This is a genomic window from Photobacterium sp. AWH4_225 (genome assembly GCF_056158405.1).
In genome coordinates this window covers 2,183,235-2,196,875 of the sequence record NZ_JBSWTF010000001.1, presented here as the reverse complement: position 1 = coordinate 2,196,875, position 13,641 = coordinate 2,183,235, and the positions used below count along the sequence as shown (strand labels likewise).

General features: G+C 43.5%; 9 protein-coding genes. All 9 read left to right on the top strand.

Annotated elements, in window-relative coordinates:
* The first annotated feature begins 300 nt into the window (after window positions 1-300).
* The 9 genes from ACXAD4_RS10405 to ACXAD4_RS10365 all read left to right on the top strand — a co-directional run bounded on the left by ACXAD4_RS10405 (window position 301) and on the right by ACXAD4_RS10365 (window position 13,579).
* Window positions 301-4,356 (top strand): TOMM system kinase/cyclase fusion protein, encoded by a 4,056-nt coding sequence (locus ACXAD4_RS10405; protein WP_475241158.1) that lies wholly within the window; start codon window positions 301-303, stop codon window positions 4,354-4,356.
* 14 nt (window positions 4,357-4,370) lie between these two features.
* Window positions 4,371-5,165, top strand: a complete 795-nt coding sequence (locus ACXAD4_RS10400; protein WP_475241157.1) for a BMA_0021/BMA_0022 family TOMM bacteriocin — start codon at window positions 4,371-4,373, stop codon at window positions 5,163-5,165.
* Between the two features lie 29 nt (window positions 5,166-5,194).
* Window positions 5,195-6,349 (top strand): amidohydrolase family protein, encoded by a 1,155-nt coding sequence (locus ACXAD4_RS10395; protein ID WP_475241156.1) that lies wholly within the window; start codon window positions 5,195-5,197, stop codon window positions 6,347-6,349.
* Between the two features lie 51 nt (window positions 6,350-6,400).
* Window positions 6,401-8,605, top strand: a complete 2,205-nt coding sequence (locus ACXAD4_RS10390; RefSeq protein ID WP_475241154.1) for a YcaO-like family protein — start codon at window positions 6,401-6,403, stop codon at window positions 8,603-8,605.
* Between the two features lie 129 nt (window positions 8,606-8,734).
* Complete coding sequence (locus ACXAD4_RS10385) at window positions 8,735-9,718, top strand: FHA domain-containing protein (protein WP_475241153.1); 984 nt, start codon at window positions 8,735-8,737, stop codon at window positions 9,716-9,718.
* A 359-nt stretch (window positions 9,719-10,077) separates the two neighbouring features.
* Window positions 10,078-10,689 carry an aspartyl/asparaginyl beta-hydroxylase domain-containing protein gene (locus tag ACXAD4_RS10380; protein WP_475241152.1) on the top strand — a complete coding sequence of 204 codons (612 nt, stop codon included), beginning with the start codon at window positions 10,078-10,080 and terminating at the stop codon, window positions 10,687-10,689.
* On the top strand, window positions 10,686-11,927 hold the full coding sequence (locus ACXAD4_RS10375; RefSeq protein WP_475241150.1) for an SAM-dependent methyltransferase: 1,242 nt from the start codon (window positions 10,686-10,688) through the stop codon (window positions 11,925-11,927). The genes ACXAD4_RS10380 and ACXAD4_RS10375 overlap by 4 nt, the downstream gene beginning before the upstream one ends.
* A gap of 20 nt (window positions 11,928-11,947) precedes the next feature.
* Window positions 11,948-12,886, top strand: a complete 939-nt coding sequence (locus ACXAD4_RS10370) for a methionyl-tRNA formyltransferase (RefSeq protein ID WP_475241149.1) — start codon at window positions 11,948-11,950, stop codon at window positions 12,884-12,886.
* An 81-nt stretch (window positions 12,887-12,967) separates the two neighbouring features.
* On the top strand, window positions 12,968-13,579 hold the full coding sequence (locus tag ACXAD4_RS10365; RefSeq protein ID WP_475241147.1) for a phage tail protein: 612 nt from the start codon (window positions 12,968-12,970) through the stop codon (window positions 13,577-13,579).
* The last annotated feature ends 62 nt before the right edge of the window (window positions 13,580-13,641 follow it).

Genomic DNA, 13,641 nt, shown 5'->3' with positions numbered 1-13,641 from the left:
TCTATCAATAGAATTGTTGTAGATGCGCTTTGTATCAAATTTATGAGCAAGTAAGTGCTGAGCGTAGTGACTTTATAGAGTGTCGAAGAGGGAGTTAGGCGGCCAATTAAGTGCGCATCAAAGCACATTTTTCACGTTATGCGTGCGGCTTTTATGCTTATGGTTTGATATGGGATAAAAGTGCGTCTATCTTTAGTTGCAGTTGGTGTTGATATTGTTTGGCTCCATTCCATTTTGTGGGGTGATGAGTTGAGGCTATAACTTTGGTTTACACATTATCAAAAGAAACGAGAATTTGTGATGGAAATGGATTTCCAGAGTCAAAGCTCTGTAGAAACGACATTTAGTTCGTCTGATTATGAACTACTAGAAAAAATAGGCGAGGGTGGCTTTGGGGTCGTTTATAAAGCGCTCCAACACAGCACGCAAAAGCTTGTCGCTATAAAGTTTTTAATACTTAGCTCTGAACTCGAACAAGAAAAGAAACGACGCTATATTGAGCGTTTTCATCGTGAGTCTGACTTAATTCGTCGTCTGAGTCATCCCAATATTGTTCACCTTATCGATAAGGGGCAGCAAAGTGACTTACTGATATATGCTGTCTATGAATATATTGATGGATGTACACTTAAAGAGTACTTAGACACGCATGGTGCCCTAACTCCTGTTGATACTGCCGAGATCATGGCATGCGTGTTAGATGCATTATCCCATGCGCATGAAAAAGGAGTGATACATAGGGATATAAAGCCTGCCAATATTATGCTCTATGAAGTTGGGGCCAAGACCCATGTCAAAGTGTTGGATTTTGGAATAGGTACCTTAAAGAATGAGGTACGGCAACTAGACTATAAAAGCATAACTTTAACGCAAGAGACGCTTGGTACTCCAACATATAGCTCTCCAGAACAACTGCGTGGCGAACCGCCTGTTGCTCAAACAGATATCTATGTTTGGGGGTTAGTTTTCCTGGAGTGCCTCACTGGTGTACCGACAATCTCAGGCCGTAGCCTTGCAGCTATTTTCCATCAACAGTTAAGCCCCACTAACATTCCATTGGGTGTGCTAGCTGGGCATAATTCTGCACAGTTATTTCGACGGATATTAAACAAGAAGCCTCATGAGAGGCCGTTAAATACCGCTGAGCTATATCATGAATTTAGGAAGTTAAACTTCTCTAATCTAGATTGTAAACAGCTATCTGATTCGATGAATGAGGTAGCAGATATGAGAAGTAATAGTTTATCTACAAGCCAGCATGATGAAACCTTGATAAATGATGGGCATTTTTCTTACTCAAGGCTCACTGAACGTAAGCAACTGACGGTTTTGTCGGTAATTTTGAGTTCAGAAGCAATCCATCAACAGATGCAGGGCACTTCTTCAATTGAGCAAGATGTGATTGATACTTTTCATAGTGATCAGCTGCAACAGTGCATTGATATTGCAAGCCGTTATGGGGCTGTGCATGTAGGTACACTAGGGGATACGCTGCTTTTTTATTTTGGCTACCCTTCAGTCACTGATAATGACAGTCGACTCTGTAGCCGCGCAGCCTTAGAGATAGCAAGTAATATAAAGAAAAAGAATGCACTGTTACGAGACAGTCATGGCATTGTCAGTCAAATTAAAATGGGCATTCAAATCGGACTGATGCAAAGCTTGGTGGGTAGTATCCCTGAAGGTAAAGTTGCTCATGATGCTATGAACTTCAGCCGATATGCTCAGGAAGGGCAAATTGTCTGTTCTGAAAAAGTTAAACAATTGCTTGATAGCTATCTTAATTTTGAGCGCTTGGTTGGTGCGGGGGAAGAGAGTTCTAGGAATAACTTTTCTGATAAAAGGATGTATTTACTGCGCTCTGAACGTTTATCCGAAGCGTTTGGCTTTTTACGAAGCACAAGAAAGAACCATACTTTTATTGGAAGAGAAACAGAGTTTACAGTTTTAGATAGTTTGCTTTCAAGCGGCGAAGCAAAGAAATTGGCACATATCGAAGGTGAGGCTGGAATTGGCAAATCACGTCTACTCTTTGAATTCAGGGAGCGGAAAACGGATTGGCGACACATAGTTGGTCAATGCCTACCTGAGTACCAAAACAATGCTTTGTTTCCAATTTTGAACATGCTTAAAGCAAAATATGCATTGGCCCCTTTGAATGATGAGCAAAAAGTTGAGCGATTAAAACAGGCCATAAGCTTATTGCCTTTGGCGCAAGAACATAAAAATCAAGGGCTTATTGTTTTAGCTTTTTGGCTGAATTTGACAGTTGAAGAAAGCCGGGAGAGGGCGTACATACTCGGTAATTTGTCCCCCATTCTGCAGAAGCAACGTCTTTTTGAAATACTTGCGCGGCTCTTGTGTCAAATACGCTCAGGCATTGAAAATAATACTCAATATTCGAAACATCATTTATTCATTCTTGAAGACGTACATTGGGCTGATCCAACGAGTATTGAGTTTATTAAATTCATCGCTGAATCTGACGTATTTAATGAGCATAAGCATGCTTGGTTCAATACTTCCCGTGAACCACTTTCGCCACATTTAAACGATAGTTCTTTCGTATCTGTTCATTTAGAGCGATTAAGTGATGATTCAGCGACAACATTCGTGAATAGTCTTTTTGATCAGCAAGTGCTGTCTCCTAGGTTAAAGGCGTTATTGATCGAGCGGGCTGATGGTATTCCACTGTTCATTGAAGAGCTGGCTTCATCGCTACAAGAGCAGAATCTGGTTAGGAAAGTTAATGGGAGTGTTGACTTGGTCAATGACCATAACTTGAACCAAATACCAGCCACCTTGCGAGAATCACTGCATCAGAAGCTAGATAGGCTCAGATATGCAAAATCTACAGCACAGCTGGCTGCAACTATCGGACGTGCTTTTGATTATGATCTCCTGCTCTTAATTACTAGCAAGGATGAAGCAGAGGTCCAAGTAGATTTGGAGGAATTGATTAACGCGGAATTAGTTTATCCTCAACGCCAAGTCGAAGGAGACAAGTATCTATTTAGACATGCATTAGTCAGGGATACCGCCTATGAGAGTATGGATAAGCAAACATCGCAAAATGCACATTTGAGGATTGCAGAAACGTTAGTTAGTCATTTCCCAGATAGAGTAAGTGAACAGCCAGGCGAAGTAGCTGAACACTTTGCCCGAGCTTCGCAATACGAGTCGGCACTTGAGTTTGGTACGTCCTCAGCAAACGCATCACTAGAGAGTTTTGCAATAGAAGAAACCATCGAGCAGAGTCAAAGAGTGTTAGCTTGGACCGATGAAATGCCTCAGCCTGTGGAGGCTATAGACAAGATTGAGATTAATCGAATTTTATTGCAGGCGCTTATGCTGAAACTAGGCTGGGGACACCAGCAAGTTTATGAGCATATTGATAAAACGAAAAGCTTATTTGCTGAGTTAACACCTTCTCAATACAACCGTAGTGTGGTGTGGAGTTTAGTTTCTACCTTTGTTTACTACTTTGTTGTTGGCCAAAAAGATGGAATGGTCAGCCTGCACAAGCATGTTAGCGATATCCTGAAAAATAAAAGTGAGCCTGATATGGCCCTGGCAGCCCATATTATGCAAGGGTTTATACACTTTAATGAAGCCGACTTAGATAAATCAGAAAACTCGTTTTCGCAGGTTGTTGATCTTTATGACGCAAAGGATCATGAGGCACTGATATATCTGTTTGGGCTGGACTTATTTACTTGGGCTCAGTCGATCTTGGGCATTATTTATGCCTATCGGGGACAAAATAATTTAGCTGAAGTGGCTGGCAAACAGGCTGTCAATTGGGCCAGAGACATTGAGCATGTCCCATCACTCTGTATTGCTTTGTTGTATAAAGGGATTGTTGCTCAGTTCAATGCAGATAAAGTGAAAGTGAAGCAATATAGTGATGAAATCATTGCACTGTCAGATAGTTATAGTCTTCCAGCTTATAAAGGTTACGCATCTTTACTAAATCTTTGGGCTCTGGATACGGCAGGTGTGGATATAGAAACCAGTATTGTAAATACCCTTAGAGAAATGAATTGTAATGCCTTCATTCCATATTACGGTTCATTACATGCTGATACGCTGCTAAGGAATAAACAAACAGCAGCGGCTATAAACCTAATTGATGAGTGTTTGGCTTCATGCAGAAAGTTTAACGACTATAGCTATGAAGCAGAGCTTTACAAAAGGCGGGCATGTTATTTATTGCGTGATGAATATCCAGACTACATCGAGGCTGAGGAAAACTTAAAACGAGCGATACATCTGGCTGAGTTTAGAGGGAATAGCCAGACATTACAGCAGTCAAAGTACTACTTGTTACAGTTGAAAGAAGAGCTCAACAATTAATAGAGGGTAATAATATGGGTACAAGCGTCGCGGGCTATAAATCATCATTTAAGTCGATAGTTAATTTTAGAACAGCTTATTTAAAAGCTATCGCAAAGTCCTGGAATGATGAGCAATTTAAAGTGGGTTTATTAGAAGAGAATAATAATATTTTAGAATGGAAAGAGTTTATAGAACTACTGCCGAATAAAAAGCCATTGCCTTGGACGGCCAAAGTTTTTGTTTTTGTACCCAAGCCAATGGAGAATGGCTTTCCATTAAATACACGTTGGATGCCTGGCCCTACTGCTGGTTGGTTTGGAATTAATGATGAGTTTGTGATCAACTTACCCCCGGCTCCCGAAGACCCTGCGGACTATGCAAGTGCCATCGCTGCGTATAATCAGATCTTTCCGACCTTAATGGGAACAACAGACGATAGCGATAGTGAAGGCTTGTCAGAAGACTTTGTCAATTTTAGTTGTGCGCTGCTACAAGGGATCACCCTATGCTGGGCGACGAAAGGGAATGATGGAGGTGCAGGCACTCCGGATTTTGCTGAACAGCTAGAGCTTCATGGCTTAGATGCATTGACAAGTCTTGTTGGTTTTGTGAATCCGTGGGGCTTCAATATTAAGTTTAAAAAAGCGCCTGCGGGTGCTAGGTGGGATAAAGAGAATCAGCAATGGTCAGGCTTATATAATGAAGTCAAATTAAACTATCCAGCACCGCCAGAGTCAGTTGATGGCTTTTCTGATGATGCAGTCAAGGCAATTGCATTGGCGCAATACAATTCTGATGGAATGCAGTACCCGTTCACGTGCCCATAAATACAGGCTCCTCTATAAATGGATGATATATGAAAAGTATAAGGATAATTGATTCAGATAGGCACGTGATGGAGCCACTAGATATGTGGTCCCAATATGTTGATAAAGAGGTTTTTGCCAGATATCCAGTATCGCTTAAGCATGATACAGAAACGGCAATGCGGGAAAGAGTAGAGAGGCTTGGATTTTCCGCTTCGAAAAAACTGCCACCGACATTTATGATCGGGGATAAATCGGTATTGTCCGGTTGGGGAGAGGAGCTTCAATTAGCTTGTTTAGAGGTTGAAAACAGCGAGGCAGAACGATTACTGGCAATGTCCCCGGATACCCAGCTGGCAAGTATGGATGAAACAAATATTGCGGTGGCCAGTATTTTCCCGACCTTTGCAGGCATGATAGTTAATCACAATGATATACCTGCAGAGGTATCGTTAGCTTATGCCGATGGCTACAATAGATGGCTGAGAGATTATTGCGACTATGATGCTAGCCGGTTAAATGCAGTTGGCCTAATCAGTCGCCATGATCCCAACACCATGCTAGCGCAATTGGATCGTATTATAGCCAATGGATGGCGCAGTATTACACTCCGACCAGAAGTGGTAGCAGGGCGTGGGTTAGGCCATGTTGACTATGAAGCGTTTTGGGATGCTTGTGAAATGAACGGAGTGAGCATTGCGATACATGGTGGTACCCATGCAAATTTACCAACTGCTGGTACAGAAAGATTTGAATCTCACTTTGCTATGCATGCGTGCTCCCATTCAATGGAAATACAGATGGCATTCCTATCTTTGCTGGAGTCTGGCGTTTTAGAGCGACATCCAAAACTCAAACTTGCTTTTCTGGAAGCTGGTGCCTCCTGGTTACCTCATTGGTTGTGGCGGCTTGATAATATTTGTTATCCAGAGTTCCCATCTCTGATTAAAGACAACATAACCATGCTGCCATCTGAGTATTTCAAGCGCCAGTGTTGGGTATCCATTGAGCTTGGGGAACCTTGTTTGCGAGAGGTCATCGATATAATTGGGCGTGAGAAGCTGCTGTATGGCACGGACTTCCCACACCCTGATCACCTTCAGTTTACTAGGAAGGATGTCTCAGCGCAGCTCGACAATTTTTCTGAGGGAGAGCTTCATAGCCTTTTAGAGGCTAACGCTAGGGTTTTCTTTTCGATAGATTAAAACCGAAAAAGTTAGCAAGGATGACGTTGTTTAACTGAAGAGAAATAGAATATGGATAGTTCTAGAGCGTTGAAATGGCATCCCCGCTTGAACCATTATATTTTTGATAATGGTGATGTGTTGTTAGTGTCATCCTCAGGTCAATGGCTTCTGCCTGCTTGGCGCTTCCCTCTGATGCAGTGTATCGATGGTTGGAAATCAACAGATGATATTTTACAGGCTGAGGAGGCTATAGAGCCACAACGGGCAGCGCTTTTTTACTATCAGGTAGAAAAATTGATATCACAAGAGTTATTGTTTGATGGTGATGGTGATGGTGATGGGCAATACAAACGGCCAATATTTGAAACTCAGACAAGCTTGGATAAAAGAAGTACAGAAGTTGAAGACCTGATTGAAGGAATAAAAGTCTTCAACCTCTCTGTGTTAACGTTATCTCAGTTATTTGATGGTAGTGATAGCTTTCATTCACTTTTGCATGAAATCAATTTAAACGGGTCTTTCGATAGGGGGAATCCTTTATCTCTCGTGCTTGTTGATGATCTGCTAGACCCAAGAATATCTAACCTGCCAATAGAAGCTGACTTCATTGTCATAAAAGTGGTTGGTGAAAAGGTTTGGGTGACTCCAAAGCTAGATGTTATCAATTCATTTGCTTTTAATCAGTTGCAAGCACAACTGCTAGATAATCAACCTGTTAGGAAGTGGTTGACAAAAAAGTGGCCTGAGCGATGCCATTGTTACCCTTTCAAGGTCAGGAATAGTTTAACGGTAGGGCAATGTAATCAGCTAAAAGGACTACTGCTCAAGCAGTTAAGTGCAAAAACGCCTCATTTAATTGTTTATGACATTGATACGTCTGTGAGTGAATATCACAATGTCGTTCATTGTTGGAAACCGCAAGGCTGTTTGTCCGACCAAGCATGTGTGCCTATTAAGCTCGAAAGCTGCATTGGGGAGTATGCGAAAGATGGTGGCTCGAGAAGTATTAGTGCAGAGCAAACGTTGTCTAAGTTAAAACCGTTCATTAGTCCAATCACTGGAGTGATCACTCATCTTGAGCTTTTTGACTCTGCCTCTGAGATTAAAATTTATCGTACAAGCTTTTTTAAGTTGGTACCGCAACAAACTCCGGAGGCAATTGACCAAAATAGTTTTGTCCAGATATGCCTAGGAAAGGGTGTAAGCCCTACTCAATCTCAGGCCAGTGCGGTATGCGAGGCAATTGAAAGGGCAAATGCTCAGTTTAGAGGTAATGAGCCGTTACTAAAATCACGCCCTGACGACTTATCTCTGCGTTACGTGCCTTTTCAATCATTGACGCCACACAGTGAGAGGCAATACCAGAGGTTTAACGACAGTAATGATCCAGAGTCCAAGCGAACGCAAGCGGTTAGTCCATATAGTAATGAGGAAATCTATTGGTTTAAAACATGGTCGTTAACTAATAAAGAGCATGTCTATATGCCCCTTACATGCTGTTTTACTAATATTGAGATCGATAATGAGCATACGAATCAGCTGGCATTTGCCGATGAAAAGTTTGGTCGATGGCATTCAAATGGTGCATCGGCTGGGAACACCCGTGAAGAAGCTATTCTGCAAGGGCTGTGTGAGTTGGTAGAGCGTGATGCTGTATCTATATGGTGGTATAACCGTGTTATTCGACCGGCTTTTGACTTAGATAAAATACCATCAGAGTTGCTTCGACCACTAACAAACACATTATCTGTGCATTATGAATTTTGGGTACTTGATGTAACCAATGATATAGGTGTACCCGTGATGGTTGCGGTTGGTCAGCATAAAAAACATAAAGGTTTTATTTTTGGGTTCGGGTGTCATTTAAAGCCTGAACTGGCGGCTTTGCGCGCGTTGACTGAGTTGTGTCAATTGATCCCTGTGCGTAATCAAAAAGGGGCTCCGTTTGATTTCGACGCAGTAGAAGACGGGGTTTACTTATACCCTGAGCCTGAGTGTAAAGCTGTTAAGCCATGCTTGTTGCACACTGGTGATATGAAAGATGATATCTTATCCATTGTCGAAAAGTTGCAAAGCTTAAACTACGAAACTTTGGTATTGGATTATAGTCGAGAACCTATTCCCCTATGTACCGTAAAGGTTTTTGTTCCTGGCCTTTGCCATATTTGGCCGCAACTGGCGAATGACCGTTTGTACCAAGTTCCAGTAGCGCTGCGTTGGCAAGAAGAGTTAAAAGATGAAAATAGTATCTGTCAGCAAGGTTTTTATGTATAACTTTGTCAACACATGAGTGGCTTTGCGTGTAATACCGGTGTAATAGGATGTAGGACGCCATCACACTATAGTCTATATATGACAAGTTTTATGCCGGATATAGAATTCCACTAATAACAAGGATTAACTATGGCTTATTTAACATCAGGAAGTTCGCGTTATCCTCTTTATTTGAAAGCATTTCATCAATTCGGCCGACTTGCTACTGCTGTTGATACTTTAATTGATAACCCTGAGATATCTCGTATACATGCGGTTATCGAGTGGATTGATGGCGTCTGGTATATCAGGGATTTGAGTAAAAACGGTGTTCAGGTGAATGGCGATTCCATTTTACCGAATAAGCTTTATAAATTAGCAGTTAAAGATAGAATCTGTTTTGCTAACAAAAAGAATATCACTTTTATTGTTGAGAGTCTTGATGAGCCAAGGGATGTTTTAATCCCGCTTGAATCAGAAAGTAGTTATGACCCACCTGATGCGAAACCTATTCTGCTTGAACATTATCATTTCCTTCCTTCAGAAAACTCTCCTGAAGTCATCATCTTTTATGATGTGGTAGAAAAAAGTTGGTATTGTGAAACTATAAATGATTCAACACCGAGCAAGCTATATGATGGAGAGCTGCTGGAATTCTCAGATTCAATTTGGAAATTAATCAAAGGGGCAGATGCGGCTGAAAAAGAAACCCTTATCTCCGATACTAACGTTAGCAATGACATCTGTTACATTTTTAATATCAGTCAAGATGAAGAATTAACCGAATTGACGCTAAAAAATAGCAAAGAAGATATAGATTGTGAGATCAGGAGTCACCATTACCTCACAGCATTATTAGCGCGATACAAAGGCCAAGACCAAATAGCGAATTTGCCAGAGCATTTACAGGGGTGGCGAACCATCGAACAGCTAACAAAAGATATTGGCCTATCTGAAAATCATGTCAACATCCAAATACACCGTGCCAGAAAGCAGTTAGCGGATAAGCTGCAATCAGAAGGAATATCAGCGCCGCTGTTGATTGAAAGAAAAAGGGGCAGGGTTAGGTTTGCAGCAAATGACTTTAAAGTGTTCAAGGGCCAGGAGTTGGAAGTGGATTCGATGATGGTGTAATTGTGATATCAGGCTGTGTGGAGCTCTCTTCACATGCCTGTTTCAAGACAGCCAGTCATTGGTAGTTAGTGCACTAGAACACAAAATCGACACTATGTGCGCCTAGTTGCATTTTTTGTCTAAGCTTTAATTTGTTAGCAATTTACGCATTATTGTTTCTGATGACTATATGCAGTCGCGAGCTAAATTGGCTATGTAATGTGCTGTAATAGAAAAGTGATAAATCTTTATTAATAATAATGTGCAGGCGAAAAATAACAACTTAGTATCTAGGGGTGATTATTTTCATTAAAACTATTACAAGCAATCGTCTATAAAATTGTAGTGACTAATAATATCTTTGGTTAATAGATAACGATATGGATTTAATTTACTCTCAATTAAAAGTACCTGAAATGTTGGTATTGCCTGTGTCACAGTGGAGTAGCACAACAAAAGTCGATGATTGTCTTTGGGTGGTACATGTAAACAACACCTGCTTTGAAGGGGAGTGGAGCGTTATTCCATTGAGGGGGTTGGCGAAACATATGACAAATTCCCCAATTTTACAGGCTTTTAATTTTGAGGAGTCAGCAAGCCCTGACGATTATCAGAATTACCCTATTCTTCGGGATGAATTTCCTTGCCTTGAGCGGTTTCTACAATTATTCCCTTGCTCTGTTTTGTCTGCGCGTTTAATGCGGCTGGATCCCGGCTCTGAAATAAAGCCGCATCGAGACAGTGGCCTAGATATTTCTAATGGTCAGGCACGTCTTCATTATTGTTTGCGATCCGACCCTGGTGTTGAGTTTATGGTCAGCGACCAGCTACTGAGAATTGCCGAAGGAGAGTTGTGGTACATCAATGCGGCTGCAGAACATGCCGTTTATCACCGAGGTCATACGCCTCGTATTCACCTGGTTTTCGATTGCATTGTCAATGATTGGCTAATGGCACAACTTCAACCAAAGACGGAGCATGAAGAGAGATGAAAGCGCAACTACAGATGGCGAATCACCCCAAAGCCGAGCTCGATTTTGCGGATCCCGCCGTTGATGATCTGCTGAAGTTTTCCATCCGTCAGCAACTGGAGTCCCTGGCGCAGCAACAGTTATCCCAGGCTGAGCGAAAACTGAAACTGCAGCAGAGCTTTACCCAAGCGATGACGGCTGTGCTGACTGACAGTGTGACCGTGCATGAGCAGTTAACTGCACTTTTTACCGATATGTACGATCAGGCCATGTTGTCAATGGCGCAGGCGGCTTTGGGCCAGGATGTTCTTACCCGTCAATATGTCAGTGCAACCGGGCTGATTATGTCGCCGCTGAACAGCAGCACTACCATCAAAGATATTTATCGAATACGTGGTTTTGCTCGTGGGTTAGATAAAGCGATCAGAGCCAAGCTCAGCAACAGGAAGCAAGTGCGTTTGCTCTATCCGGCTTGTGGTCCCTTTGCCCCTTTGTTACTGCCGTTGTTGCAGTATTACCAAGAGGAAGGTGGGGTAGACAGTAGCCAGTTACAGGTCGTACTCGTTGATATACAACCTGGCGCTATCCAGTCATTGCACCAGTTGGTTGGAGATCTGAATGTATCGGACTACATCGAAGCCATCGTCGAGGCGGATGCCACTCAGTACGAGCCGCAGGGGGCGATAGACATTCTGTTGCTTGAGGCGCTGCAACACGGCTTTACCCAAGAGGGACAGCTAAGTATTGCCCGGCACCAGGTTCAGTTCCTTAGCCTTGATGGCATCATGGTGCCGCAGTCCATCTCTGTTCAGGCCATCATGGTTCACGGCGATACAGAATTTAACCAGCAGTGGCAGTCTGCGGCCTATACCCATTCCTCCCACCTTTCTGCCCGTGATCAGCGTATTGAGCTGGGTGAAATAATGCATATATCCAAATCGTCCTTGTTGGCGATGCAGCCCATTACACTGGCCAATGATATTGAGGTCGTTCAGGCGGGCACGCTGGTGCTACCTGATGGTGTAACTGATATGCCTGAGCGAATTCTTGCGATATATGCGCGTATCCATGCCTTTGGCGACGAAGTGGTTGATGAGTATGACTCCGGTATTACTCACCCCTTACCGGACATGACGTTTTACGTCGATGCCAAGCCTTCGGTTCCCGACAACAAGTATTTTGTTGCCCGAGGGGGAGAGAGGGTTGGCTTTTATTATCAATTATCGGGATTGCCTCGGTTCATTCCCGTCAAAGCTTAAGCTAGCAGAAGGATCAGAGCATGGAACGCTTAAACAAGGTCGTCGTTTTTACTACCAGTTGCGTCAGCATCCCCGTTATTCAGTTGCTCGCGAGTCAAAATAGGCTGGCGGGCGTGGTGACGTTATCACAAGGGGATCTCGGTGACAGCCGATTAGTCGGCGATTTGCAACAACTGCGCCAGCAACTGGTACAGGCAAAGATTCCCCAGATTGATCTGAACGATACTCGCTTGTTGGCCCAGTTCGATCACTGGCAAGCCAGCGCGGGGTTAGTCTTCGGATTTTCTCATAAAATCGATGCCCAGGTTTGTGACTACTTCGATGGTGAGATTTTTAATCTCCATGCGTCCGATCTACCTGCTTACCGGGGTAGCAACCCCATCTATTGGCAATTGCGCGATAACCTTACCCAAACCCAACTGACTTTGCACCGCCTAACTCAGCAGATGGATAGTGGTGAGATAGGCTTGCAAGTGCCGCTAGCAATTCATCCTTTTGATAATCATCAGAGCCTGAGCCTACGCGTGATGCAAGCCGCCCCGAAGTTGGTGGCCGATTTTATCACCGGCTACGAAACCGGTGCCATTGATTGGCGGGCTCAACAAGGCGAGGTATCGCTGGCTCCGAGAGTGAATGCCGATAATGCCCAGCTTAGTTGGTCTGAGCATACCGTGGCCGATTTTATCGGAGCGGCACGTGCCGGTAACCCCCACCATGGTGGTGTGGCGGTTCATGTCAATGGTGGCACGTTCAATGTCATGCAAATCACTGCCAGCTCCCAGCCGAGCTATGGTTGCGTTCCGGGTACTGTGCTGGCGGTTGATAAAGAAAAGGGGCTGATTGTGGCCGCTAAAGACGGCGCAGTGAGCCTGGATGTGATCGTCGCCCAATCGGGCTACTACAGTGGCTATCAGTTCGCCGTATTTTACCAGCTAGATGCTGGGATGATTTTGGGGTAGGCGAATCAATACTCACCACCTTGCTGATAGTTCACAGTTATGTAGTAGTGACTATCTCCATTAATTGTAAGGAGAAAGTTCATGGAAACCTATATAGGAAGTATTCATAGCGTTGGGTTCAACTTTGCCCCGAGAGGCAGTTCATTTTGTCAAGGGCAACTGCTGCCAATTAATAACAATGAGGCGGTTTTTGCCTTGCTTGGAACCACGTTTGGTGGGGATGGTAGAACAACATTTGGCTTACCTGATTTACAGGGGCGTTCGCCTGTGGGGGTTGGGCAAGGAAAAGGTTTGTCAACAATAATGTGGGGCCAGAGCTATGGTTCTGAACTTACGACGCTGAGTTTAAACAATCTTCCTCAACATTCACATGTGGCTCAGTTTAACCCATCTGGCGGTGGCGGTAGCATTGAGGTGTCAGTGATGGCCTCAAAAAAAGCGGGCGATACGTCTGCTAAAGACAATGCTGTTTTAGCGAATGCGACCGAAGGGATGGGTTTACAAACAGCTTATGCCGCAAACCCTGCTGATGCTGATCTTGTTTCTCTTGGTGGCGTGCGCGTGCAGGGTAGCGGTGGCGGAACGGTGTCAGTTGGAAACACAGGTTCAAACCAAGCATTTGGAATTCGAAACCCGTATTTGGGGCTGTACCACATCATTTCCTTAGTGGGGGTATTTCCATCACGCAACTAAGTAAGGGGGCCTAGTTCATCATAGATATTTGTCGAGGATCACTATAAAGGGTTGAGCACCAC